Consider the following 25,147-nt stretch of genomic DNA (forward strand, 5'->3'; position numbering starts at 1 on the left):
AGACGGGCGGTGAGCGTCCCCGCCCTTGGCGACATCGTCCCAGGGGTGGGGATTGCAAGGCCCCGTAGCTCAGTTGGCGAGAGCGCCCGATTGTCGATCGGGAGGACGCCGGTTCAAGTCCGGTCGGGGCCGCTCTCTCCCGCCGGCGGGAGTGTGCGATGACATACGAAGAGATCTGCAAGCGGTTCGACCATCACTCTCCGCGGTGTGAGCAGACCGTGGAGCTTCACGCGCTGGTGCGCGCGGAGGTCAAGCGGCTGGCCGTGGCGCTGAATGAACAGCTCCCGGACGACCGGGAAAAGTCGGTGGTCTTCATGAAGCTGGAGGAGACCCTGATGTGGGCCAACGCCTCCATTGCCCGCGGGTGTTGCCTGTGCGTGCAGCCCACGCTGCCGCCGAACGCCTGCTAGTCGCGCCCGGGTAGCTCAGGACCGGAACATGTTCCGGTCTCACGGACGACATAGGGAGACAGCTTGTCTATGTGGTCTGTGGCCTGGCTGGGATGGCTTGCTGCCTTTGTGGCACTGGAGGCCCCGGCTCTCCTCAATAAGAGGGCGGGCGACACCTTCAGCGAGCACATGTGGAAGTGGGCTGGCATCAGAGGGCGGGGCCCGCTGGTGAAGGTGCGGCGTACTGCACTGTTGCTGGGGCTGGCCTGGCTGGTGACCCACTTCCTGACAGGGGGCTGGGTGTAGCCAGCGGGAGAGGGGAGGCGCTATGGCGTGGGGCACGAGCAACCGTCGGCAGCGTCTGCCCTCGAACTGGTCAGCCCTGCGAGCGCTGGTGCTACAGCGCGATGGCTACCAGTGCGTGGCTGTCTTGGTCGATGGGGTGCGGTGCACTGAGCTGGCCACTGATGTGGATCACATCAAGGCCGGTGATGATCACGACATCATCAACCTTCAGGCCCTGTGCTCTTGGCATCACGCACGCAAGAGCGCGCGTGAAGGTCATGAGGCGAACAGGGCGAAGGCGCGACCGACGCGCCGGCGGGCGGAGGCTTCACACCCTGCGGAGCTGTGACCTGGGGGTATGCCCCCTTGGCCTTGGCTTCCGGATCGCAAGCGTATAGCAGCTCAGATTCTGTACGGGTTCCAAGGTCTTCAGAGCTACACGTAGCGGCGAGCACGCACCTGAACCTCTGCCAGGTTGCCCGACAGCTGGAGGTTGAGGGCCGCCACCTGTTCTCGTTCGCTTTGCGGGACGGGGCAAGTGGCGTACTCGACAACGTGTATTTCCATGAGTGCTTGGAGTTTATGCGCCGCTACCGCCGCTAGTGTCGCGTGGAAAGCTAGAGCGTCCGGCCCTTCCAGGGTGACAGCGGCGGTCCGGCGTTCTAAAGACTGTTGCAAGTCTTGGATCTCGGCCAGGCGGACGCTGAAGTCGAACGCCTCCCTCTGTGTAGGTTCCAGATTCATGAGGGCCCGCGCTTGGCCTAGGCGACTTTCAAGCGAAGCAATGTCTTGAAGGAACCCCGCGTAAGCCTCTCTGCGCGCTTGTCTCTTGTGTAGGCGCTCCGATGACTTTGCAGTGAGGTACGTGCCGCCGCCTGCTGCGACAGCGCCAACTACCGCGCCCAGTACCGCAGCTATGCCCTGATCCATAGTTCCCCGCCCGCGTCTGTTCCGTATCTGCACTCTATGGGAGGTGACACCATGCCGGGCCCCGTCCCGAAGCGCAGTGATCAGCGTCGCCGGCGCAACAAGGGCGACGGCCCCGACGTGGTGAAGGCTCCTGGTGGAGTCGCCCCGGATGTACCGCCGGCGGACGAGGATTGGCACCCGATTGCCGGGCGCTGGTACGCGTCGCTGGTCCAGTCCGGACAGGCGCAGTTCTACGAGGCCAGCGACTGGGCCACTGCCCTGTATCTGGCGGAGGCCATGAGTAGGAATCTCAACTCCGGCAAGTTCTCCGCCCAGTTACTCCAGGCGGTGCTATCCGGCATGACGGATCTCCTGACAACGGAGGGCGCACGGCGACGGGCCCGCGTGGAGTTGGAGCGCGAAAGCGGCGCGGACGACCCGCGAGAGGCTGCCCGCGTGACGCTCATGGATTCCTACCGCAAGGCCGCCGGCTCTTCCGACGGCTGATGCCGGCCGCCCCTGCGAGCGGTGATGTTCGAGGGGAGGTGAGCCCATGACAGCCCTTTCACTGGAGCCAGTCCGCACGTGGCCGGACGCGGTGCCGCCGGAGAATCGCACGTTGGGGTGGGAGGTCCTTGAATGGACCTCCCGCTACCTGTTGCAGCCGGACGGCCCTGATGCCGGCCAGCCCTGGCGATTCACGGACGAACAAGTCCGGATCGTCCTGCGGTGGTTCGAGATCGACAGCGCAGGCGTTTTCGTGCGCCGGCAAGGAACGATCCGCCGATTGAAGGGCTGGGGCTTACCCCGGTAAGGACCCGTTCCTTGCAGCCCTGGCCCTGGTCGAGTTCTGCGGCCCCTCCCGCTTCGGCGGCTGGCGGGCGGACGGGACTCCGTACGCGGTGCCACATCAGGCTCCGTGGGTCCAGGTGGCGGCCGTCTCGCGAGACCAGACCCGCAACACCATGCGCCTCTTTGGGCCCATGTGCTCCCCGGAACTGATCGAGGAGCACGGCCTAGACCTGGGCAAGGAGATCATCTACTCCGCCCGGGGCGGAGTGATCGAGGCGGTTACCTCCTCTCCGCGAACGCTGGAGGGTGGCCGCGCCACCTTCGTGATCTTGAACGAGACGCACCACTGGATTAAGGCGAACTCCGGCCACGAGATGGCCCAGACGATCGCCGGCAACGTCGGCAAGTCCCGCGGTGGCGGCGCGCGAACCATGGAGATCACTAACGCCCCGCTGCCCGGTGAGGACAGCGTGGCGGAACAGACCTGGCACGCCTGGAGCAAAGTGGCCGAAGGCAAGGCCCGGGACTCCGGCGTCTACTACGACAGCGTGGAGGCCCCGCCGGTTGACCTAGCGGACCCGGACCAGCTCCGCGCTGGCATCATCGCGGCCCGCGGGGATGCCACATGGCTGGACGTGGATTGGATCGTCTCCACGATCTACAGCGGCGTAATGCCGCGCGCCCGGTCACAGCGCATGTTCCTCAACCAGCTGGTGACCGCGGAGGACCAGCTCATAGCCCCGGAGGACTGGGACGCCTGCGCGAGTGATGATGCGCTACAGCCCGGGGACGAGATCACGCTTGGATTTGACGGGGGCAAGAGCGACGACGCCACATGTCTCGTAGCTGTTCGCGTACGGGACCGGCTGGTCCAGCCCCTGGGGGTCTGGGAGCGCCCGGACGGCCCGGCTGGCGACGGCTGGGAGGTGGATCGCCACGAAGTGGACGGAGCGGTCCGCAGCGCCTTGGAGCGGTACGCCGTGTCTGCGTTCTTCGCGGACGTGGCCCTGTGGGAATCGACCATCGACGCATGGTCGGAGGACTACCGGGACCGCCTCCTGGTCCGTGCCTCCACGCTCTCCGCGGTGGGACGTGACATGCGCGGCGGCCTCCAGGAGCTGACGGTGGCCAATGAGCGCCTGGTCTCCGCGATTGAGAACGGCCAGGTACGACACGGCGGAGCTTCGTCTCCGCTTGGTCGCACTCTGCGTCGGCACGTTTTGAACGCCCGGCGCCGGCCCAACCGGTTCGGTCTCTCCTTTGGCAAGGAGAGCCGGGAGAGCGGCCGGAAGGTGGACGCCTATGCGGCCACCCTGTTGGCGGATCTTGCCCGCCATCGACTCCTTGAGTCCGGAAAGCAACGGCCCCGTGAACGTTCCGGGGCCGTGTTCTTCTTCTAGCGCCCAGGGGGGTGGCTGTGGCTGTATCGAACGTCACCCCCTTGGAGGCGGCAGAGAAGGGCCTCACCAAGCTGGGGTTTGACCGGGAGCGGCTGGACCGTATCCACCGGTACCTCAATGGCGACCATGACGGCCCGTACATGCCGCGCAACGCGTCGGAGGAGTACAAGCTCCTGGCTGGCCGTGCGGTGTCTAACTGGCTGCCCTTGCTGGTGAAGACGCCGGCCCAGGCCCTGGCTGTTGAGGGCTACCGCCGTGCCGGCCAGGCCGGCGATCCGGCGGCCACGTCGGTGGAGTGGGAGGCATGGCAGACCAACCGCATGGACGGCCGGCAGATGGCCGTACACCGGGCGGCGCTGGCCTACGGACAAGCCTTCGTCACGGTCCTGCCCGATCCGGCGGACCCTTCGCGGGCCATCATCCGCGGGGTATCACCCCGGCTGATGTACGCGGCGTACGAGGACCCTGCCGCTGATGAAACCCCCCTGTGGGCCCTCCAGTTGGAGGACCACCCCCAGGAGGGTGAGGAACAGCGGGCATGGCTGTACGACGCGGAGGGCGTCACAGAGCTGGTGATCGGCGGCAAGGACGGCCCCCAGGTGGCCGGCTTCCGCGCCCACAACCTGGGCGTGTGCCCCGTGATCCGCTTCGCTCCGGACATTGACCTGGAGGGCGTGGTCACGGGCGTGGTGGAGCCCATGATCCCGATCCAGGATCGGGTCAACCAGACCACTTTTGATCTTCTCGTGGCCCAGTCGTTCGGCTCGTTCAAGGTGCGAACCATCAGCGGCATGGCGCCGGAGTTCGAGCGCGACCCGGAAACCGGGGAAATCGTCTACGACCCCCGCACGGGCAAGCCGCGTGTGGTGCCCATTCAGGCGGACGCATCGCGCTTCCTGGTGGCTCCCGACCCGGACACGAAGTTTCAACAGCTAGATGAAACCCCGCTGTCGGGGTTCCTTGAGGCGATTGAGGCTGCCGTCCGCGCGCTGGCCGCCGTGAGCCAGACCCCACCCCACTATCTCCTTGGCTCCCTGATCAACCTGTCCGCGGAGGCACTGGCCGCCGCAGAGGCAGCACTGACCCGGGCCGTGGACGAGTACAAGCACGTGTTCGGCGAATCCTGGGAGTTGACCCTCCGCCTGTGTGGGCGAATTGCCGGCGTGGACGAGGACGACAAGGCACAAGTCCTGTGGAAGGACGCCGAATCCCGCTCGCTGTCTCAGACGGTGGATGCGCTGGGTAAGGCGGTGCAGATGCTGAACGTGCCGGCCCGCGCGCTGTGGTCCCGCATTCCCGGGGCGACTGCCACGGACGTGGAGCAATGGGCGCAGATGCAAGAAGACGATGATCCCGCCCTCCGGCTGGCTGACTCGCTGACCCGCGCCAGTGCCCCGGCCCCAGCGTCTACCCCGTCCGATGGGGAGGAGCCGACCGACGATGCCGCAGCAGCGTGAGCTATCGCGGCTCTACGTTGATCACCAGCGCGTACAGGCCCGCATCGGCGCGGGAGTCTCAGCACAGGCCCTGGCGGCTTGGCAGCGAGTCTCGCCCACGTCGCTGACCGCATCGGCTACCGCGTGGCTGGCCTCCATCCTGACCGTGATCCGCCGGGAGCGGACACGATCGAGGGAGGCCGCCGCATCGGTCTACCGACTGCACCGGGCCCTTGAGACCGGCTACACCCTGCCACCACTGGCCGGCGACGGTGCCAGCGACAGTGTGACGCTGGGAGAGCTGCGGGAGGACTGGGCGCAGTACACCGGTGCCCCTCATGTGGAGCTGCCGGACGATGGGGAGGCCGTCCAGGTCGAGGAGATCGAGTGGCCGGAGGAGGACATCACCGGCCAGGACGCGGCGGCCCAAACGTCGCTGGTCGTCACGGGCCCGATCCGTGCCCATCAGGGCATTGGGCGGGTATCTGGTGGTGATCAGCGCGGCCGGCTGGATGACGCGGATTTCCTGGAGGAGCTGGAGAGCGTCATGGGTGACGCCGGCACCAGTTCGGCGGGAGCCGCGGACCGCGAAGCTCTGCGGGGCGGGCGGGACTTGCTCCGCGACGCTTCCCGCGCGGACCCGCGGGTGATCGGCTGGGCACGCGTCACGGATGGTGACCCGTGCTCCTGGTGCGCGATGTTGGCCAGCCGCGGAGCGGTCTACCGCTCCCGCGAGATCGCCGGCATCCGTGGCCGAACGGGACGCGGAACAGCACCTGTTGAAGACCCGGAAGACCTCCAGAAGTACCACGATCAATGCCATTGCCAAACGGTCCCGGTCTACTCCCGGACCGCCTTCCTTCCGGACGCCTCCGCGCAGTACGCGCAGGACTGGCGCCGGGTGACGCAGGGGCTTGCAGGCGCTGAAGCCCGAGCCGCATGGCGCCGGCACATCGACAGCCAGCGGCGCGAGCGTCGCCGCGCTACCTGACCACTTTGTTCCAGCCCGTCCAGGCGACGGGCTGCCTGGCCCCGGGAGGCTTCCCTTGGATGAGCAGAACACACCCTCTGTCGAGACCGACGAGACGACGCCGGAACATGTTCCGGCCCCCACGCCGGAAGACGCCGGCCAGCCCCAGGAGCCGGCCGTGGAGAGCCCGGCAGGCGACTCCGAGCGGGACGAGACCGGGCTTCCTGATTGGGCACGCACTGAACTGGCCGGCGTCCGCAAGGAGGCCGCCAAGTACCGCGTGGCCGCCAAGGAGCTGCGGGAGTCGCTGGCGAAGGCCAAGAGCCCGGAGGACTTCGCGGCGGCCACAGCGCGGGTGGCGGAGCTGGAGACCGATCTCCACCGGGAGCGCCTGGCCCGTACGTACCGGCTCCCGGACGTGCTGGCGGCCCGCGTAACCGGCGAGACCGAAGAGGCCCGGGAGGCGGACGCCAAGGCGCTGGCAGAGGCATTCCACACGCGTGCCGTTGGGCTGGGCCGTGGCGGTCTGGACCCCAGCGAGAAGACCACACCGAAGGACCCGGCCGCTCTGGCGGGCCTGATCCCGCGCCGCCGGCGCTGAGCGACCCGCGCGCCGCGCTCATACCTGCACAGCCCCTTGACCGGGGCTTTTTCTATGCCCTAGGGGGACGCCGCAATGGCGAATCGTTTTCTTAAGCCTGAAGTCATCGCATCCGCGGCCCTGGGTCTGCTGGAGCGGGATCTTGTCCTGACCAACCTGGTGTGGACGGACGGTGATTTCAACTTTGTCGGTGCCAAGAACGACACCGTAACCATCCGCATCCCGGCCCGGCTGAAGGCTCGCGAATACGGCTGGCGCAATGATCGGTCTGAGGCCATCGTCATGGATGAGCTTCACGAGGACCGGATAGACGTCAGCCTCCACAAGGACATTTACAGCGCGGTCCCAGTGACGGACGAGGAACTGACGCTGGACATCGCGGACTTCGGGGAAAAGATCCTCGCGCCACAGACCCGCGCGATTGCGGAAGCCGTTGACGACAACGTGGCCGCCCTGATCGAGAACGCGCCCTACCGTACGACCCTGCCCCTGGACGGCCGCGATCCGTATGTGTCCGTGGTCGCCGCTCGCAAGGCCCTGAACCGCTCCTTCGTCCCGAAGGGCGGCCGGTACCTCCTGGTGGGTTCCGACGTGGAGGAGAAGATCCTTCTCTCCGAGCGGTTCAACCGGATGGATTCCACCGGTGAGGGCGCGGCGGTCTCCGCCCTCCAGGAGGCCACCGTGGGCCGGATCGCCGGCTTCACGGTCGTCACCAGTGAGGCCATCGACCCGGAGGCCGCTTACGCCTTCGTGCCGTCCGCCTTCGCTGTCGCCACCCGCGCGCCGGCGATCCCGGATGGTGCCGCCTTCGGCGCGTCTCAGGCGTACCAGGGTCTGGCCATGCGCTGGATCAGGGACTACGACTCTGCGCGCCTGCGTGACCGGTCCGTGGTCAACATCTTCGGCGGGTTCAACGTCATGCGCGATCCCGTGGGGGATGAGCGGCCGGACGGGACGCGGGAGAAGGCCCTTGTTCGTGCGGTGAAGCTGGACCTCAACGCCACCGCGCCGGCCCCCTCCCCGGCTCCGCGCCGGACCGCGAAGTAAGGCGGCGCCATGACACAGCCGCTGGCCAGCGTGGAGGAACTGACCGCCCGCTTGGGTTACCGGCTGGATGACGAAGAGCGCGTCATGGCGGAGGCCGCCCTTGCGGATGTCTCCGCCATGGTGCGGGCCTACGGCCTGCCGTGGCCCGACCCGGCCACAGCGCCGGCGGTGGTCGTGGCGGTGGTGTTGGCAGTCGCTGAGCGCCGTGTCCGGAACCCCGAGGGGTACCGGGCGGAGAGCCAGGGCGGCTACCAATACCAGTTGCCGGCCACCGCTCCCACGGGCGTGGAACTGACGCCTGTGGAGGTCCAGCTCATCCGTGCACAGGCCGGCATCGGCGGCCTGTACTCCGTCCAGGTGGAGCGTCATGGGGGTGTCCTGTGAGCCTCCTGGACCGGGGACCGGAGGTGGTCACGGTCTACCCGGCCGCAAGCATCGCTGACGGCTACGGAGGCACCCAGCCAGCCCCGGGGGAGCCCATCCTCCTTCGCGCCCGGGTGATGCCCGCAGGCAACGACGAGGCCACGGAGAACGGCTACCTGACCGACACGACCTACCGCGTCTACGCCCGCACGCTGCCCGCCGGCCCCTGGTCACGGGTGGAGTGGCGCGGTCAGACCTGGGCCGTGGTGGGGGACGTGCAGCGATTCGGTGGAACACGCCGGACCGCCTTTGACGTAGCGACGATCCGAAAGAGAGGGACAGCCCATGGCGAGCGTGGACCCGAATCTTGATCGCATCGTGGCTCACCTGCCCCAGGTCAAGACAGAGGTAAGCCGCGAACTCAGCAAGAGGGCCACACGGGTGCGTGCCGTGGTCAACGCTCACCGGGATACCGGCGAACTGGCCGGCTCCCTGGACGTGGAAACCAACACTGTGGACTCCACGGTGAGCATTGCTGACCCGGCCGTGGTCTCGATCAATTACGGGCATTGGACCCCCGGCGGTGGCACCTACGTGGAGGGCATCCACGCCATTGAGGCGGGCCTGACATGAACGGTGTTCCTGTCCTGCCGGACGTGGATGCCCTGGTGGTCGATGCCCTGCGCGCCGGACTCACGGGCGCCACAGTCCGAGTGCTGTGGCCGGACGACTGGGCGGGGGCTCTTCCCTTGGTGGTGGCCCGCCGGGTTGCCGGCGCGGCCGTCGATCCGGTGGGCCTGGACGCCGCCGTGATCGATGTGCAGTGCGCGGCCTCCGGCCGGCGTGAAGCGTCCGCCCTGGCTCGCACAGCGCGGGCCGTTCTCCTGAATGCCTGCCGTGCTCAATTCGCTGGCTGGGACGGCTACTTGAGCCACGGTGAAGACGTGGCAGGTCCCTTCGAGATCCGCACGGGCAACCCGACGCCGGGCCCGGACTTCTTCCGCTTCCAGGCGACTTACCGCGTGACGGCGCGGCCTCTCTGACACCCCAATTCCCTTGCTTTGGCGCCGCCTTGCGGCTGCCTTGCTGTGCCCTGATGGAGGCTCCTTGTGGCCATGATTGACGACGCCGCCATTGTGGCTGGCTCCGGCTACATCTTTTTCGCTGACCCTGATACGCCTAAGCCCACTCGAATTCTCGACCCGTTGAAGCCGGGCCCGGAGTGGACGAACATTGGCCACACCAGCCGGGAGGATCTCCCGGAATTCGGCCGTGACGGTGACGACCCGGAAGCGCTGGGGTCTTGGCAGAATGCCAAGTTGCGGATGACTACCCCTGACATCACGTACACCGTGACGTTTCAGGCCCTCCAGGCAACCGCGGATACGTACCGGTTCTATTTCGGTGCGGGGGAGGACGCCATCCAGCCGGATGGATCGATCCGTATCCCGGCCACACCGATTCCACAGATTCAGTCCCTGTTGGTCATCCTCGTGGACGGAAAGAAGTTCGTCCCCCTGTGGCACCCGCGGGTGAGCCTTCTGGGCTCCGACTCCATCGAAATGGCCACGGATGAGTTCGTGGTCTTCCCGATCACCGGCACGTTCCTGAGTTCTTCCCTCATCGACAACGCAATTGGCGAGTGGGCCCAGATCCTCCCGAAGCCGGGGACCAAGAGCCCGGCCTCCGCCGATTCCCGGCCGGCACCGTTCATCGCGGACTGAGCCGGCCCGTCTTCAAACCATCATCGACTAGGGGGAGTTCCCAATGAGTGCCATTCTGTCTTGCGCTGACCTCATGGTGGAGGCTCAGAGCGAATACGCCGCGCTTCCGATCCAGACCCGGGCCGGGAACACGGTCCAGCTCCGCAATCTTCTGATGCTGTCCCGAGAGGGCCTGAAGACGGCCCGCGTTCTCCTGGAGGCATTCGAGAAGAATGCCAACAACCTGGAGGAGCTGGAGCCACAGCTCCGGGACCTCTTCCTGGTGATCGCGGACGACCCCAAGGCCATGGCTGACGAAATGAAGGGCTGGCCGCTGGGGATGTACGTCCGCGTTGTGAACCTGTGGCAGGAGGCGACCCAGGCCCCGGAAGCGCCGGACTCGGACAGCTAATTCACGACGGCCACGGCGGGCCCCTGAGAGCTGACCTACAGCGCTATTACGGCCTGGACTTGGCCGATATCTGGCGCGGCACTCTCGCCCCGCGGCGTGTGTGGAATCTGTCCGAGCACCTACCCGAAGACGCCGCGCTTGCGGCCTCACTGGCGGGCGGTCCCGAACACCGGGGCTGGACCCTTCAGACCTATCTCCTGGCGCACTTGCTTAATTCCGTGCGCTTCGCGGATGCCAACAACGTGCGCGTGAACGGCGGAAAGCTGAAAAGCGATCCCAAGCCTGTTCAGACGCCGCAGCCCAAAACCGAGCGTCCGGCGCTGAATCTCTCGCGCCATCCGCTGGCCCAGCCATTGCCAGACAAGTACATACGGGGGTGACTCATGGCCGGACCCGGAGGGCGGGAAGTCGGCCGGCTCGCCATTCGCGTACTGCCGGCCACCGACGGTTTCGCAGCCCGTACACAAACCTTCCTGGATCGGATCGAGGCAAGGGCCCAGGTCAAGGTCAAGGTTCTGCCGGACGTTTCGCGCTTCGCGCCGGAGCTCCGGGCGGACCTGGACCGCACGAAGCGCAGCATCAAGACAGTGCGGATTCCGGTCCAGCCGGATTTGGCCCGCTTCGCTGCGGACCTTCGGCGCGGGCTGGCCATGGTCAAGGCCAAGGTCTTCGTCCGTCTGGCGATAGCCCCGGGCGAGATCGCCCGACTTCGCGCAGAGCTGGCCGGCATCACCCCGCCCCCGGTCGTACGGGTGCGGATCGAGGCGGACCGGTCGGGCATCGATGGCCTGCGTAACTCCCTGTCCGGCCTGAGCGGTTCAGGGGCCGGTCTGGGGTCACTGATGGGCAGCCTGGGCCGGCTCACCTCCGTGGCCTCCGCGGTCCCGGCCGTGGCCAGCCTGGCGTCCTCCCTGGCGCAGATGGCGCCGGCCGCTGCCCTCGCGGCCCCGGCCCTCCTGGCTGTGGGCGCCGCCGGCGCGGCAATCAAGATCGGCATGAGCGGCGTGGCAGAAGCGCTCGCCGGCGACGCGGACGCCATGGCGAAGTTGGCGCCCTCCGCCCGTGCGTTCGTCACAGAGGTGCAGGCCCTGAAGCCGGCTTGGCAGGGCCTCCAGACCTCCGTACAGGGCGCCCTCTTCAAGGGCCTGGGCGACTCCTTGGCCCGGACCGCTTCCTCCGTGCTGCCTGTCCTACGAACTGGCCTCACGGGAGCGGCTGGAGCCCTCAACCAGATGGCCACCGGCGCCATGAGCGCGGTCAAGACGCTGGCCAGTAACGGGACGTTGGGACAGGCCCTAAGCGGGGCCACGGCGGGCCTGCGCAATCTCTCCGGTCTCCCGGCAATCCTCATCAAGGGACTGACCCAGATTGGAGCCGCAGCCGCCCCCGCATTCCAGCGGCTGACAGCATCTGCCGGCACCGCCCTGCAATCGCTGTCCCAGAAAATGACCGGGGCGTTCAACTCCGGCGCCATGCAAGCGACCATCGAACACGCCCTAGCCATGGTGCGAACCCTGTTCGGCACCTTGGCGAATATCGGTACGACACTGGCCAACGTCTTTGGGCCGGCCGCCGCTGCCGGCGCGGGGTTTCTGGGGGTGCTCTCCCAGATAGCCGCAACCGCCGCACGAATAACCGCGACGCCGCAAGCACAGGCAACATTCACGGCCCTTTTCCAGACGCTTTCGGCGCTGGGCGGCGTCATCTCCGGAACGCTCGGGGCTGCCCTCCGGGCCGTCATGCCGCTACTGAATTCACTGGTAACAAACCTGGCCGGACCGATTCAGACTTTGGCCGCGACGGTCGGGCCAATTCTTGCCCGACTGGCCGCGCAATTGGGTAGCGCGCTGGGGCCCGTGGTCTCTTCGCTTTCCTCTGCGCTCGGTTCCATTCTGCCAATTATTGGCCAATTGGTCGGGCAATTGGCGGGAGCGCTGGGGCCCGTCCTTATTCGAGTAGGCGCCTTGATTGGCCAACTCGTGAATACCCTGATGGGTGCGCTAAAGCCAATTCTCGCCCAACTGCCGGCAATTCTCGGGCCAATTCTCACGATCGCCAGCCAACTTCTGGGAATCGTTTTCAAAATCGCCGGGCAGCTCATCGCGGCACTAGCGCCAGCGCTGGCCACCATCGGCGGCGCCCTGGGGCAATTGATGAAGGCCCTTGGCCCGCTGGTCACTGCGCTGGGAACAGCATTGATGGGCGCACTAAAGGCGCTCATGCCCGTGATCACTCCGATCATTGCCATCATCGGCAAACTCGCTGGAATTCTCGCGGGTCTCCTGGCGTCCCAGATCAAGAATATCGTGGTGCCAGCAATTCAGCTGATCACCAGCCTTCTCAAGGGTGACTTTTCCGGGGCGATCAATGCCGCAAAGCGGCTGCTCACTGGAATGATGACGCACTTCGGAACCATCTTCAAGGCGATCGGTCAAATCGTCCTCTTGGGCATCAGTAAAATTCTCCCTCTTTTCGCAAGGTTGGCGGTACAGGCGCCGGCCTACATTCTGAAAATGGCACCCAAGCTAGCCCAGTTTGCTGGAATGGCACTGATGCAGATGGGTGCAGCCCTTCGGGCTCACGCACCTCAAATCATGGCCTTCTTTCGGAGCATTCCGGGTAGGGCCCTGAGTGCCCTGGGGAACCTCGGGGGTTATCTGGTCAACGCTGGGCGGCAGCTCCTGGGCGGTTTCATCAGCGGTATTACCTCCCGAATTTCGGGAGTGAAGAACACCCTCCAGAACCTGACGCACAGCCTGACCTCCTGGAAGGGCCCGCCGGCTGTGGACCGTCGCATCCTGACGCCCAATGGTCGCCTGGTGATGCAGGGCTTCATGACCGGAATCTCCGATCAAGTACCGCTGCTTCGGCGCCAGTTGGGCGGGATTACCGACAACTTTTCCATGTGGGTCGGAGGGTCCGCAGCGATGAAGCCGGAACATGTTCCGGCCCCATCCGGCCTGGGCGTTCTGGGCCCGGCGGGCGGGGGTGCGTCGGTGCAGATCGAGAACTTCCATGCGGGCGGCATCTCGCCCCAGCAAGTGGCCCGCGAACTGGAATGGCGCATGAAGGCCAGGGGGTGACGTGGACGACCTGATAACCCGGGATGGTCAAATGCAGTGGGGTGGCCTCCTGTTGGGAGAGACCACCTCCTACGTGGGGGTGCAGCTCACCGGCTGGGACGACCTGCCGGACTTGGAGAACGGGACCGTGGCCATGCCCACCCAGCACGGGGCATGGCCCGGCCCGCTCCTGGCCGGCACCCGGAGTCTTACGTGGGACTTCCGCATCCTGCCGGCCCGCCACCAGGACTTCCCCCTCCTTCTGGACCAACTCCGCCGGGTCACCGGCATTCGCCAGGAGGAACAACCCCTTGTGATCCAACTCGCCGGCGCTCGCCGGCTGATGTGGGCCCGTGTCACCAAGCGCGCCCTCACTGCGGATCAGACCTACACCCGCGGGGAGCCCACCGGTTCCCTGGTGTGGGAGGCATCCGACCCCCGGCGCTACGAAGTGCCCCAGCGCGTGGCAACAACGAGACTCCCGCGGGCTGAACCTGGCCTTGCCTGGCCGCTGACCTGGCCCCTGGACTGGGACAGCACCAAGGCCCGGGACGGGTGGCTGGAGGCGGAGAACACCGGGGAAGCCCCTTCTCACCCGGTCGTGGTCTTCCACGGCCCCCTCAAGCTCCCCGCCCTCATCGATGAGGAGAGCGGCCGGTCCCTGGAGTACGCCGTGGCTCTGGCCCCGGACGACACGCTCACGGTCGATTGCGCGGCCGGGACGGCTGTCCTCAACGGGAGTGCTTCCCGTCTCGACACCGCTACGGCCCGCAGTGCACCGGAGCGGACATTCACCTTGGAGCCGGGCCTGACCCGGTTCCGGTTCAGCGCGGAGCGCGGTCACGACGACCCCCGCGCCTCAGTCTCGATCTTTTGGCGCTCTGCCTTTTGGTAAGGAGAAACACCTTGACGGTACGTAGTGGCTGGCTGGTCACCCGCTCCGAGTGCGGAGCCGGCCAGAGCCGGGAGGACACACGGCTGGTCCCCGTGGGCACCATGACGCCCACAGGCGAGATGACCACACGCGGCGGCGTGATCCCTGGGGGCGACCCCTTCGCCCTGGCCCGCGTCAGCGATATGCAGGCAGCCATCGGGACGGGTCGGGCGATCGTCCAGGGCCGGGCCGGTCAGGGAGCCTACCCCGTAGCCGTCACAGCCCCGGAGGTCCTGGCCTTTGCGGATGGCGACTACCAGCACCCGCGCATTGACGCCGTGGTGATCCGCGTCCTGGACGCGCAGTACGACGCCGCGGGGTACGACGTGGCCCGTCTGGAGGTCATCCAGGGCACCGCCTCCGCCCACCCCGTTGCGCCAGTCGTGGCCGGCACCGCGGAACTTCTGTATGAGGTGACCATCCCGGCCGGCGCGTCCCAGTGGACCGGCGGCCTGGACTGGGCCACCGCCGTTACCGACCGGCGCCGGACCACAGCCTCCGTTGGCGGCATCAACCCGCCCGGCTGGTCCGATAGCTGGTCCGGCGCCTACGTGGGCCAGTACCGCGACAGCGCCGGCGGCCTGGAGCGCTGGGACGGCTCCGCCTGGACGCCATACCCCTCCCCGGAGGCGGCCGTGGCCTGGGTGCCCGTCGCCCTGGCGGAGGGCTACAACAACGACGGCAACAACGCCGGCCCTCTGCGCTATCGACGCATCACGATCGCCGGCGTCCCTCACATGCAGTGGCGTGGCGGCATCAGCTGGACCAAGAAGGGCCAGCCGCCCAATGACGGCGTAGCCCTGGCAAAGGCCCTTCCGGACGGCTTCCATCCCAAGCGGTACAGCCCAGTTGCTGCGGCTGCCGGCGGCGTCCCGATGAAGATCGATTTCACCACGGCGGGACAGGTCCGGCTGATCGTCCCAGAGGGCGTGACCACCTGGGCGGCCTTCACCGGGATCACGTACCCGCTGGACAAGTAGAGGGGGTGGAGGGTGCCGGAACATGTTCCGGACCCGTTCCGGCTCCTGTTCACGGACCTGGAAACGGACCGGCTCCTGGACGCCTTGCCCGTCAAGGGCCTGAAGTTCGATGACTACATAGGCAAGGCGGGCTCGCTTGCCGGAACCATCCCGATCCCGGACCGCTCCATGTCCGCCCGCGTGCAACAGGCCGTGCGGCCGGGACGTACAGCGGTCTGGGTGGAGCGGGGCCGCGAACTGTGGTGGGGCGGCATCGTGTGGACGCTGACGCCCCAGGTGGACGAACACGGATTCGTGACCGCAGACCTTCAGGCGGCCACCTGGGACAGCTACCTGGACCACCGCATCATCTACGACCGGCAGACCGCCACCCACCTTGATCAACTGGCCATCGCGCGGCAGCTCGTGGAGTACATGCAGATGCAGCCCGGCGGAGACCTGGGGATTCTCATGGACCCGGCGCAGACCTCCGGCGTACTCCGGACCCGGAAGGTGGGCGGGGATGAAGTACCCAAGGTCCGCGAAGCCCTGGACGACCTGGCCAAGGTGGACAACGGCTTTGAATGGCGGATCAGGGTCTCCCGCTCGGAGACCGGCGCACGCACCAAGTCCTTGCAGCTCGGATTCCCGGTGATCCGTACCGGTCAACGTCCGTTGATGCTGACCTACCCGGGCAACGTCCTGGCCTACTCGTGGCCCCAGGACGCCACCCAGGTGGCGACCGTGTGGCAGTCCCGCGGGGCCACCACCAACCGCAACCAGGCCGCTGCCAGCACGCCGCTTCTCTCGGATCGGCTGGAGGCCGCGGAGGAACTGGCGGCCGGCTGGCCCCGGCTGGACGGCAGTAGTGACTACAACACCGTGCGCGACGCCAAGACGCTCAACGAACACGCCCGCGCGGACCTGGACGCCGCGCGGAAGCCGGTCACCATCCCCACCCTGCGTGTGCGGCTGGATTCCCAGATCACCCCCGACTTGATCGGGGCAACCGTGCGCCTGCGCATCGCGGACACCTGGCACTACGAGGGCCTGGACGCCTCGTACCGGGTCGTGGGTTGGCAGGCAACGCCAGCCGAACGCGGAGCCGGCGCCAGCTTGGAACTGTATTTGGAGGCGAACAATGGCCAACGTGCCGCAGGACATAACGGATCGACTCAAGCGGGTGGAGCGGCAGCTTAAAGACCTGACCAGCGCCGCGAACAAGTCGCCCGCCCTGGACGAGATCCAGCGCGGTGACGTGGTGATCGGAGAAGGCGGCCAGCTCCGCGCCGAAACCCCGGACGGCAAGCGCGTTTTCGCAGTTGGCCAGACTCCCCGGGAAGACTGGGGCACCATCCTTGGCCGGCAGGACGGCACACAGGCTCTCGCGGTTGGGGTGGATCGCACCGCACATGACGCCCAGATGATCCGGCTGTTCAGCCGGAGCGGTGAGGCCATCGTCATGGACGATCCGTGGGCGGACGGCTACCTGGGCCGGCCAGCCCTGCCCATCCCGTGGCAGCCGACCCCCGGGTGGACCACCGCGACCAAGGCCAAGGACGGCGCGGTCAGTTGGTACGCGGCCACCCGTGTCCAGTGCCCCGTCCTCCACCTCGTCACGGAGACGTACGCGCCGGCTGGAGCGACGGCAAGTGTGGTCCTGGAGTGCTCCACCGGCGACGGTTACGAGGAGTGGGAGAGCTGGACAGCCACGGGCGGCAGAGCCGGCGCGTGGACCACACACACCGTGACGCGGCCCATGCACGGGATCGGTCACTTCACTCATGGCACCTGGCGTATGCGCCAGCGCGTCAGCAAGGGAAGCGGCCGGATCACCACGCATGTCATCGGCTCCTACCAGCGCAACACCCTGGCCAAGGACGAGGTGCCGAAGGCGCCGGCGGAGAAGGGGGACGGGGGCAGTGACCAGTAGTGAGCGGGACCGTGACGGGGACCGCCTGGAGGTGACGATCTCCGCCCGCGAAATCTATGACCAGGTGATGGGCCTCCGGCACGACTTCCACGACGTGCGTCAGGACCTGGAGGCGGTGATCCGGGCCCAGGAGGACCAAGCCAACCGAGTGGGCCGCGTGGAGCGCTGGGTGGCGGCCTTTCCCCTTGCGGTCCTGGGAACGCTCGGAGCCCTGTACCTGGCAGCAACCAAGGGCGCTTAACAGAACGGAGTAGGAATGTTCGAGACCGTACGGGCCTGGGTGCAGGCCAACCCCGTCCGGGTGCGCGCGGCTATCGCGGCTCTGGTCGGTTGGCTTAGCCACCAGTACCCGCAGATAGAGACCGCGATTGGCAGTAAGAGCCTGGTGGCCGTCTTGATGGGACTGGTCACGCTCGCACTGGGTGAGGCCGCCTCCCGGAAGGTGGCAGCCTCCAAGGCACACGCGACGACCTATGACGGCAAGATCCTGGAATGATCAATGGCCCGGACCGATCGGATTCAACTCCGGTCAGTCCGGGCTATTTTCATGATCAAGCAAAAGCGGAATGCCCCCGTACGGGTCACGTCAGTGGTAATCTGCGTCGGTCTGTATTCAACGGAAGGCACCCCCCATGGGCGACAGCAATGCGGCGATCTTGGCTGCCCTGGAAACGGCATGGGAGGTCATCCAGAGCCGGCATCCTGACCTGCCAGACGTGACGGTCACCACTGGCATGGCTGTCCCACGAGATGGGTTGAATTGGAGCCTGCGCGACAGTGTGGCCGCTCAAGAGGCCACGGCCGTGGTCTCGACGGAGCGGCCGGAGCTTCGACTGTCCGGCGAGACCCTGCAAGCGGGGCCCAAGGCCGTTCTTACGTCCATGCTCCATCAGGCCACCCACGCCCAGTGTGCGCTACGCGGAATTCGGGACTGTACCAACCGGTACAAGTGGCATAACCGCAAGTTCCGCGAAGCGGCATCGGAATTCGGTCTTGCCTGGCCGGAGGGGACGGACCGGGACCTCAAGCGGGGGTTCGCGGACGTTCACCTGACCAAGGAGGCCCAAGGGGTGTACGCACCCCTACTCGATGCCCTGGACGGATCGCTCAAGACGTGGAAGCGCACGGCGAAGAAGGCGGCAGCCGCAGCCCCGAAGGCCGCGGGGCGTACGGACTCCCGGCTGGTCCTGACCTGCGGGTGTGGACGCAAGGCGTACATGGCCAAGACCAGCTATGCCCAGGGTGGCGTCACCTGCGACGTGTGCGGAGAGAAGTTCACGGTTCGCTGAAGTACCTACGCAACACAACCCCGTACGGGTTGTGTCGTGGTACGGTTTCCTTGCTTGGTCACCGGAGAAGGCAAGTCTCCGGTGGCGGCACTCCAGTACGGCACCGAAGACCAGAATCCAGGAGGGGGCCAACATGGCAGCCAAGGAGACAAACACCAGCAAGCAAGCGCCGGCCAAGGGCGCTAAGAAGACCTCGGAGGGTCGCGCGCCGGCCAAGCCCGCCCAACGCAAGGCCACGGCTCGCCCTTCGGTCGACGCGACGAAGAACGCAGAAATGCGTAAGTGGGCACTGGCGCAGGGATTCAAGAACGTAGGCACTGGCCGGGTTCGGGCGGAGATCCGAGAGGCGTTCGAGAAGTCCCACACGATGCCGCCGGCGACGGAACCGACGCTTTCGGCGGACGAGATCACCGCGCGCATGGCGAAGAAGGCAGCGGAGAAGAAGGAAGCTACGGAAAAGGCAGCGGCGCTGTCCCGCCGTGTCCTTGAAGGCAACATTGTTGGCGCTCCGAGCCCGACCGCTCTCGTGGCCTTGGAGGACCCGAAGGTTTCCGAGATCTACAACGCCGCCAAGCCGCTGGTGGCGGAGTACCACCAGGTGGAGGGTCGGGCTACGGAATTGCTCCGGGAGATCTCCCGCAAGCTCATGGACCTGCGGAGCCTCTTCAAGGACGACAACGGCCGCACCGACTGGAACGGCAACTCCGCGCAGTACAAGGCGCTGGCTGATGGGCTCATGCGGGAGGCCGGTATCCCCGCTGACAGTGAGGGCAGTACCCGGCGTGCCATCGGCCACCACATCGAGGACCGCAAGCGCGAGCGCATCCCGGCGAAGGAGCACGACTACTACGGGGTGCAGGCCCTCACGCGGGGACAGCGCCAGGGCCTGGCGCAGAAGCAGGCGAAGGCTCTGGTGGAGGTGGACAAGGTAGTCAAGGACACCAAGAAGGCCAAGGGGTCGGCTGACGGCGCCCAGATGGTGGTCCTTGCCCGCAAGATCGACGCCGGAATTTCGGCCTACCACGAGACACAGCTCGCGGCCCTGAGCCCGGCCCAGCGGAAGACCTTCCGCCAGACGCTGGAGGAGACCCGCGCGAAGACGGACGCTCTCCTGGCCAAGCTTCAGGAACTTGAAGCCCCTGGCCCCGCCGCCGGCGGAACGGCCTGACCGTTCTGCAGAACGCTCAACAAGCCCCCGCTCCGCACCCGGAGCGGGGGCTTTGCGCTGTTTGAAGCCGGTGCCGCGTAACCCCTCCCAGACAACTCCCCCGGAAGCCACAGGCGGCCTGAGAAGGCCCTGTAGTAGGGGAGTTGGGCATTGGGAGCCCTCAGCACCATCACGCGCGGCGGGAGCCGTTTCTATGTCGATAGCGACTCGGGAATTAAGGCCCCGGGCGTGACCTCCATTCTGTCGATGCAGCCGAAGCCTTTCCTCCAGTTCTGGGCGGCCAAGGAAGTGGCTACGGCGGCCGTGGCCAACATCGGCTCCCTGGTGGGTCTGGCCATGCAGGACCCGGCCGGCGCGGTCGATTACCTCAAGGGCGCCCCGCGGCGTATCACCAAGGAGGCCGCGGAAACCGGGACCGCCGCCCATGACCTCTTCGAGCGACTTGCGCGGGGCCAGAATCCGGGCCGTGTCCACCCCGAACTTGAGCCTTTCGTCCGGCACTTCCGGGAGTTCCTGGAGACCGTGAAACCCCGCTTTCTCTACATCGAAGACGCCGTATGGAGTGACACCCACAACTACGCAGGTTCCTTCGATGCAATCTGCGAAATCGCGGGGGAAGTCGTGATGCTGGACTTCAAAACGACCCGTTCCGGCGTGCATGAGGATGTGGCCCTCCAGCTAGCTGCGTACAGCAACGCAGACCGCATCATCCGCGCCGACACCGGCGCTTCTGAGCCCCTGCCAGATATCGACGCGGCGGCCGTCCTCCACGTCCGCCCAGAGGGCTGGAAGCTCGTTCCCGTCCGCCACGCCCCGGAGCTGTTTGACACGTTCTTGCACCTCCGGGCGGTCTTCGACTGGGACCGGGAGATCAAGCGCGGAGTGATCGGCCGTCCGGTCGCCTCCGGCGGTGAGGCAGAGACCGGCAGCCAGCGCCGCAAGTAGCCGGTGCGGGGCTGTAACGGCTCCCAGACAACGACACTGAGCCAAGGCCCCGGGCTGGCTGTTCATACGCCCCCGGGGCCTTGCGCTGCCCACACCGTCAAGCGAATTCAAGTGAGGCCGCGTGTCCCTGCGCATTTTCGAGACCGACCCCAACGCTCTACCGAAGACCTTCAGCTCCGATTTCGTGGGCCGCTTTCGAGCCGGTCAGCTCCTGAACAACCGGCCTGTGGCCCTGCCCGCTTGGCGGATCACTACCGGAGACCCGGAAGTGGCCGATGCCGTGGCCGGCCTGTATGGAGGTACCCCACAGGAGTGGGAGACGACCAAGGAAGACAACCGTGAAGTACTGACCAACGCGGACAGCGTGCGCGTCATCGTGGAGGGGGCGGAGGCAGTCTCCTCCCGCATGGCCCTGTACGGCATGCAGGGCGTCATCCATGCCTGCGATGGCGTCGCGTTCCTGGAGCCGGAGGAGGACCGCGGGAAGCCGTGCGGCTGCCCGAGCGACTTCAAGGAGCGCCGGGCCCTGGCGAAGAGTGGCCGGGGCCCGAAGCCGGATATCCGGATCAGCTACCGCCTGGCTGACGCTCCCTCCCTGGGAGTCTTCCGGCTGGTGACCTCCTCCTGGGACTTCACCCGGTCTCTGCCGGCCACCCTTACCGCGCTGGACAAGGTGCAGGGGCCGGCCCTGTGTGACCTGTACCTGGAGCTGGTGGAGTTCACGACATCCGCCGGCGTGGACGTGACCTATCGCCACCCTCTCCTCAAGGTCCGCGGGCCTGCCCCGGCCGACGTGGAGGCGGCGCTCCCTTCGCTGAAGAAGTCCCTTGAAGAGCCCCCGTTTTAGTCACGGGCCGTCACGTCCACAGCTGGACGACTGCAACACCCCGTAACCGCGCTCAGCATGAGGAGAGTTCGCTTGAGCAAGAGAGGTCATATCCACGACTTCACCGGGGCGCCCATCGTCACGGGGGACACCATCGTCTACGCGACGAGGCAGGCCAATCGAGTCCGCATGACGGAGGCCGTGGTCATCAAGCCCACGTCCGCGATCATCGGCGGGCGGGTCGTGCCCCTGCTCAAGGTGAAGCCCACCGGACAGGAATCTGGGTTCGTCCGCCGGCGGAGTTTCCGGGTAGAGACGATTGCGGCTGAACACGTCGCGGTCACGATCCCTGGTGACGACCTTTAAAACCCCGACCACATCGGCCCCCGTCATGACTGTGACGGGGGCCCTGTCGTGGCCGGAACATGTTCCGGCCTCAAGGAGTGACAGAGCTGATGGCACGCACCATCGCAGTAGACGCGGACCGGGTGTACCGCGCCGTGATCGTGAAGACCTACGCGGCCACCGCTGACCAGCCGGAGCGCACATGCCGGCACGCGGAAGGGCCGTACGACACAGCGGCCGTCGCACGCCGGCGGACCACGCTCTGGAAGAACTTGGCCCAGGAGCAACGAGGTTGGGGCCCTTCCCACGTTGACGCGCATGTGGAGAGCGCCGTTCTCGTCTGGGAGCGGATGGTGTGAGCAACCCGAACAAATCCCGCGGCACAGCCTGGGAGACGGCAATAGTCCGGTACCTCAACGAGGTCTTGGGTATCCCGCTGGCGGAGAGCGGGGCCCCAAAGTTCGGGGCGCGTCACCTGATGCCGATCAGTCGCAAGGTGCAGACCGGTCAGCACGACACAGGCGATATCGACGCGTACCCGTTCGTCCTGGAGGCCAAGGACGAGAAATCGCACCGCTTCTCGGCCTACGTGGAGCAAGCCAACCGAGAGGCCGCTAACGCTGAAGTTCCCTACGGGGCCGCCGTGGTCAAACGCCGCGGGAAGAACGTTCGTCATGGCTACGTCGTGATGGACCTGGAAACCTTCGGCCGGCTCCTCAAGGACGGCCGGCGCGGATAGATCCCCAAACGGGCGTGTAACCGGTCCCAGACAACGGTCTGGACCGGTGCACGCCCGTCTTTTTGCGTTGGAGGGGATCTTGAAAAGTCTCGCGGAGTTCCTGGGCCGCTTCCCACAGGTTGTGGAGGAGCGCGGGGAGTACGGCGTCCAGTGCCCCGCCCACGAGGACAGCCGCCCCTCCCTGTGGTTCCGGCTCAAGGAGGACGGGACCCTCCTGGTCAATTGCTGGGTGTGCCAGGACCGCGCCAAGGTGCTGGCGGCACTGGGCTGGAGCCCGGCAGACCTGTACGACTGGGCGCCGGGGGAGGGCATCACGGTCTCCTCCAAGCCCGTTCCGGGAGACCTCACTCCTGGGCACATTGCGAGCCTGGCCACCTACGTGGACACCACGAACCTGGCCTTCATGGGGGAGAGCGACGAGGCCGCGCAGGCGCGGGCGTATGTCTGGCAGCGATTCGGCCTCGACGCGGAAAAGGCCGCGGACCTGGGCCTGGGCTTGGACGCCCTGGGCGTTGACGAGGTATTCCCGTACCGGTCGCCGGCCTACCAGCGCTATCCCCGTCTCACGGTCCCGCTCGTGGACTTCCACGGCGTCCCCAAAGGACTCCAGGGCCGTGACCTGACGGGCGACTGTCCAGCACGGTGGGTCAGCCTGTCCAACCCGGACGGAGCCGAGTGGGGCAAGTACGGCGTCCTGCGTGCCAGCAACACCGGCCCCGTGTTCATCACGGAAGGCCCCGGCGACGGGCTGACGGCCGTTGCCGCGGACTATGACGCCGTGCCCATCCGGGGCGCCACCCTGGCCGGCAATGAGGCACTGGTGGAGGAGCTGGCGGCCGGCCTGGGGGACAGGGAGGTGATCCTTGCCGGCGACCATGACGCCGGCGGCGCCGGCTTTAACACAACACTCGCTGACGCCCTCACCCGCGCCGGCCTCGTGGTCCGCCTTCTGGAGATAGCCCACCAGGGGGACGACCTGACCGACTGGCGAGCCCGGGACACCGACGCTTTCCCAGTCGTGCTGCGGACGGCCGTCCGGCGCGCCGCTGTGCACGTCGTAGACGTGGCGACCGGGGAGCCGGAACATGTTCCGGACCTCACCACAGAGACAGCAAGCCCCCCGCTGCCCCTCACAGACCTGGGCAACGCAGAGCGCCTGTACCGCCAACTGGGCGGCCACATACGGATGGTGCCGGGAGTCGGGGTGTTGAAGTGGACCGGCCGGCACTGGCGAACTGTTCCGCAAGAGGCCCTGTACGCAGATGTGCGGGCCGTGATCCACGCCATGCCCCAGGAGAAGGGGCAAGACCCAGAGCGGCTGGCAAAGCACGTTCACCAGAGCCAGAACGCGAGCCGGGTCAAGGCCATGGTGGACATGCTGGCGTCCATCCCCGGCGTCTACGCCGACCTGGCCGAATTCGACGCCTTCCCCCACTTGCTGGCGTTCCGCAATGCGGTGGTTGACCTGCGCAACGGCGCAATGCGCGAGCACGCGCCGCAGGACATGAACACCTACTTCGTGAACCTGGACTACGACGCGAACGCCCAGGCGCCGCGCTGGGAGCGCTTCCTTGCGGAGTGCCACCCCACCAGCCCACAGGCACCGGACTTCCTTCGCATGCTGACCGGCTACGGCATCACGGGCCACGCCGTGGAGCGGATCTTTGTGATGCACGTCGGGGAGACCACGAACGGGAAGACGACGTTCACGGACAGCCTGGAGAACGTGTTCCGGGAGCTGATCAAGAGGGCGGACCCTTCGTTGTTCGAACGCCGGCGGGAGAGCGGCGGGCCCCGGGCCGACATTGTGGGCCTTCGCGGAAAGCGGCTGGTCCTCTCCAGTGAGTGGCCGGCCGGCATGAAACTGGACCAAGCCCTGATGAAGTCGCTGACCGGCGACCAGTCAATAACGGCCCGTGGCGTCTACGCCCGGTCGGAGATCACGTTCCGGCCCACGGCTCTGGTCCAGGTGGATACGAATTACCCGCCGGATGTGGATGCGACGGATGCCGCATTGTGGCAGCGCGTTCGCGTCGTGCCGTGGCTGGCCGACTTCCGCGGGCGGGAGGACCGGCACCTCAAGTCGGCACTCGCCCAGGAGAGCGCCGGGATAGCCGCATGGGCTGTGCGGGGGGCCATCGAGTGGTACGCCCAGTACAAGGCCGGCAAGGGCCTGACCTTCCCGAAAGCCGTGGACAAGGCCACTGCCAGATACCGCGACGCCTCCCACCCCCTGAGTGGGTTCATCGAGGCGGGCGGAGACGAATTCGAAGTGGTGGAAGGGGAGTTCACGCCCCGGACGGAGGTCTGGGAGCGCTACCGGATGTGGTGCGAAGACTCCGGCATCCGGCACAGCATGACCAAGCCGCGGGTATACGCGGCGGTGCGTTCCTTTCCCGGCGTGGCAGAAGGGGCCGGCAGCGGCGTGCATAGGGGCGTGAGGGGATTTCGCAACCTGCGCGACTGCCGGGCCGTGAAACCGGCCCCAGACAACACCGGTGCAGACATCTTCGGCCAGCCGAAGTAAGACGCGACACCACCGAAAGAGGGGGTCGGCCTGCGGGCCGGCCCCCTTTTCGCATGCCGCGACACAGGCCGGCGCCTCACGGCTGCCGACGGCTGGCCCCGTACCGGGGAGAG

General features: G+C 66.9%; 30 protein-coding genes and 1 tRNA gene. 30 read left to right on the forward strand and 1 reads right to left on the reverse strand.

Going from position 1 to position 25,147, the window contains the following annotated elements; translation table 11 throughout:
- Positions 1-58: 58 nt before the first annotated feature.
- Positions 59-132: transfer RNA gene (locus OHS81_RS21500), tRNA-Asp, on the forward strand.
- A gap of 26 nt (positions 133-158) precedes the next feature.
- The gene (locus OHS81_RS21505; RefSeq protein ID WP_328386299.1) at positions 159-410 is read left to right on the forward strand and encodes an Acb2/Tad1 domain-containing protein; all 252 of its coding nucleotides are present in this window, start codon (positions 159-161) and stop codon (positions 408-410) included.
- A 376-nt stretch (positions 411-786) separates the two neighbouring features.
- Here the strand turns inward: OHS81_RS21505 and OHS81_RS21510 are convergent, their stop codons facing one another.
- A complete protein-coding gene (locus OHS81_RS21510) occupies positions 787-954 on the reverse strand; it encodes a hypothetical protein (protein WP_328386300.1) in 168 nt (55 codons plus the stop codon).
- Between the two features lie 701 nt (positions 955-1,655).
- Between OHS81_RS21510 and OHS81_RS21515 the strand changes: the two genes are divergently transcribed.
- From OHS81_RS21515 to OHS81_RS21650, 28 genes are all read left to right on the forward strand, one after another.
- Positions 1,656-2,090 carry a phage terminase small subunit gene (locus tag OHS81_RS21515; protein ID WP_328386301.1) on the forward strand — a complete coding sequence of 145 codons (435 nt, stop codon included), beginning with the start codon at positions 1,656-1,658 and terminating at the stop codon, positions 2,088-2,090.
- A 46-nt stretch (positions 2,091-2,136) separates the two neighbouring features.
- Complete coding sequence (locus tag OHS81_RS21520; protein WP_328386302.1) at positions 2,137-2,397, forward strand: hypothetical protein; 261 nt, start codon at positions 2,137-2,139, stop codon at positions 2,395-2,397.
- 151 nt (positions 2,398-2,548) lie between these two features.
- Positions 2,549-3,775: a terminase gene (locus OHS81_RS21525; RefSeq protein WP_328386303.1), complete on the forward strand. Its 1,227-nt coding sequence runs from the start codon at positions 2,549-2,551 to the stop codon at positions 3,773-3,775.
- Positions 3,776-3,792: 17 nt separating this feature from the next.
- Positions 3,793-5,232: a phage portal protein gene (locus OHS81_RS21530; RefSeq protein WP_328386304.1), complete on the forward strand. Its 1,440-nt coding sequence runs from the start codon at positions 3,793-3,795 to the stop codon at positions 5,230-5,232.
- Positions 5,216-6,202: a VG15 protein gene (locus OHS81_RS21535; RefSeq protein ID WP_328386305.1), complete on the forward strand. Its 987-nt coding sequence runs from the start codon at positions 5,216-5,218 to the stop codon at positions 6,200-6,202. The genes OHS81_RS21530 and OHS81_RS21535 overlap by 17 nt, the downstream gene beginning before the upstream one ends.
- Before the next feature lie 157 nt (positions 6,203-6,359).
- The gene (locus OHS81_RS21540; protein WP_328386306.1) at positions 6,360-6,782 is read left to right on the forward strand and encodes a hypothetical protein; all 423 of its coding nucleotides are present in this window, start codon (positions 6,360-6,362) and stop codon (positions 6,780-6,782) included.
- A 75-nt stretch (positions 6,783-6,857) separates the two neighbouring features.
- Positions 6,858-7,829, forward strand: coding sequence for a P22 phage major capsid protein family protein (locus tag OHS81_RS21545; RefSeq protein WP_328386307.1), 972 nt, complete (start codon positions 6,858-6,860; stop codon positions 7,827-7,829).
- A 9-nt stretch (positions 7,830-7,838) separates the two neighbouring features.
- Positions 7,839-8,213 (forward strand): hypothetical protein, encoded by a 375-nt coding sequence (locus tag OHS81_RS21550; protein WP_328386308.1) that lies wholly within the window; start codon positions 7,839-7,841, stop codon positions 8,211-8,213.
- 324 nt (positions 8,214-8,537) lie between these two features.
- A complete protein-coding gene (locus OHS81_RS21555) occupies positions 8,538-8,825 on the forward strand; it encodes a DUF5403 family protein (RefSeq protein WP_328386309.1) in 288 nt (95 codons plus the stop codon).
- A complete protein-coding gene (locus OHS81_RS21560; protein WP_443058742.1) occupies positions 8,822-9,235 on the forward strand; it encodes a hypothetical protein in 414 nt (137 codons plus the stop codon). The genes OHS81_RS21555 and OHS81_RS21560 overlap by 4 nt, the downstream gene beginning before the upstream one ends.
- A 72-nt stretch (positions 9,236-9,307) precedes the next feature.
- Entirely contained in the window at positions 9,308-9,916 is a 609-nt protein-coding gene (locus OHS81_RS21565) for a phage tail tube protein (RefSeq protein WP_328391323.1), read from the forward strand.
- Positions 9,917-9,959: 43 nt separating this feature from the next.
- Entirely contained in the window at positions 9,960-10,307 is a 348-nt protein-coding gene (locus tag OHS81_RS21570) for a phage tail assembly protein (protein ID WP_328386311.1), read from the forward strand.
- 59 nt (positions 10,308-10,366) lie between these two features.
- A complete protein-coding gene (locus OHS81_RS21575; protein WP_328386312.1) occupies positions 10,367-10,687 on the forward strand; it encodes a hypothetical protein in 321 nt (106 codons plus the stop codon).
- A gap of 3 nt (positions 10,688-10,690) precedes the next feature.
- The gene (locus OHS81_RS21580; RefSeq protein ID WP_328386313.1) at positions 10,691-13,390 is read left to right on the forward strand and encodes a phage tail protein; all 2,700 of its coding nucleotides are present in this window, start codon (positions 10,691-10,693) and stop codon (positions 13,388-13,390) included.
- Positions 13,391-13,442: 52 nt separating this feature from the next.
- Positions 13,443-14,264, forward strand: coding sequence for a phage distal tail protein (locus OHS81_RS21585; protein ID WP_328386314.1), 822 nt, complete (start codon positions 13,443-13,445; stop codon positions 14,262-14,264).
- An 11-nt stretch (positions 14,265-14,275) separates the two neighbouring features.
- Positions 14,276-15,283: a hypothetical protein gene (locus OHS81_RS21590; protein WP_328386315.1), complete on the forward strand. Its 1,008-nt coding sequence runs from the start codon at positions 14,276-14,278 to the stop codon at positions 15,281-15,283.
- Between the two features lie 12 nt (positions 15,284-15,295).
- A complete protein-coding gene (locus OHS81_RS21595; protein WP_328386316.1) occupies positions 15,296-16,462 on the forward strand; it encodes a hypothetical protein in 1,167 nt (388 codons plus the stop codon).
- Entirely contained in the window at positions 16,446-17,195 is a 750-nt protein-coding gene (locus OHS81_RS21600; protein ID WP_328386317.1) for a hypothetical protein, read from the forward strand. The genes OHS81_RS21595 and OHS81_RS21600 overlap by 17 nt, the downstream gene beginning before the upstream one ends.
- On the forward strand, positions 17,185-17,436 hold the full coding sequence (locus tag OHS81_RS21605) for a hypothetical protein (protein ID WP_328386318.1): 252 nt from the start codon (positions 17,185-17,187) through the stop codon (positions 17,434-17,436). The genes OHS81_RS21600 and OHS81_RS21605 overlap by 11 nt, the downstream gene beginning before the upstream one ends.
- 15 nt (positions 17,437-17,451) lie before the next feature.
- Positions 17,452-17,691 (forward strand): hypothetical protein, encoded by a 240-nt coding sequence (locus OHS81_RS21610; RefSeq protein ID WP_328386319.1) that lies wholly within the window; start codon positions 17,452-17,454, stop codon positions 17,689-17,691.
- A gap of 136 nt (positions 17,692-17,827) precedes the next feature.
- Complete coding sequence (locus OHS81_RS21615) at positions 17,828-18,484, forward strand: hypothetical protein (protein WP_328386320.1); 657 nt, start codon at positions 17,828-17,830, stop codon at positions 18,482-18,484.
- 133 nt (positions 18,485-18,617) lie between these two features.
- Positions 18,618-19,652 (forward strand): hypothetical protein, encoded by a 1,035-nt coding sequence (locus tag OHS81_RS21620; protein WP_328386321.1) that lies wholly within the window; start codon positions 18,618-18,620, stop codon positions 19,650-19,652.
- Between the two features lie 228 nt (positions 19,653-19,880).
- Entirely contained in the window at positions 19,881-20,597 is a 717-nt protein-coding gene (locus OHS81_RS21625) for a hypothetical protein (RefSeq protein WP_328386322.1), read from the forward strand.
- Positions 20,598-20,718: 121 nt separating this feature from the next.
- A complete protein-coding gene (locus tag OHS81_RS21630; protein WP_328386323.1) occupies positions 20,719-21,444 on the forward strand; it encodes a recombination directionality factor in 726 nt (241 codons plus the stop codon).
- A gap of 72 nt (positions 21,445-21,516) precedes the next feature.
- On the forward strand, positions 21,517-21,789 hold the full coding sequence (locus OHS81_RS21635) for a hypothetical protein (protein ID WP_328386324.1): 273 nt from the start codon (positions 21,517-21,519) through the stop codon (positions 21,787-21,789).
- Between the two features lie 89 nt (positions 21,790-21,878).
- Positions 21,879-22,127: a hypothetical protein gene (locus OHS81_RS21640; protein WP_328386325.1), complete on the forward strand. Its 249-nt coding sequence runs from the start codon at positions 21,879-21,881 to the stop codon at positions 22,125-22,127.
- Complete coding sequence (locus OHS81_RS21645) at positions 22,124-22,507, forward strand: hypothetical protein (protein WP_328386326.1); 384 nt, start codon at positions 22,124-22,126, stop codon at positions 22,505-22,507. Before OHS81_RS21640 ends, OHS81_RS21645 begins: the two co-directional genes overlap by 4 nt.
- A gap of 79 nt (positions 22,508-22,586) precedes the next feature.
- On the forward strand, positions 22,587-25,034 hold the full coding sequence (locus OHS81_RS21650) for a phage/plasmid primase, P4 family (RefSeq protein ID WP_328386327.1): 2,448 nt from the start codon (positions 22,587-22,589) through the stop codon (positions 25,032-25,034).
- Positions 25,035-25,147: the final 113 nt, after the last annotated feature.

It is taken from the genome of Streptomyces sp. NBC_00400 (genome assembly GCF_036048035.1).
Lineage (GTDB): Bacteria > Actinomycetota > Actinomycetes > Streptomycetales > Streptomycetaceae > Streptomyces.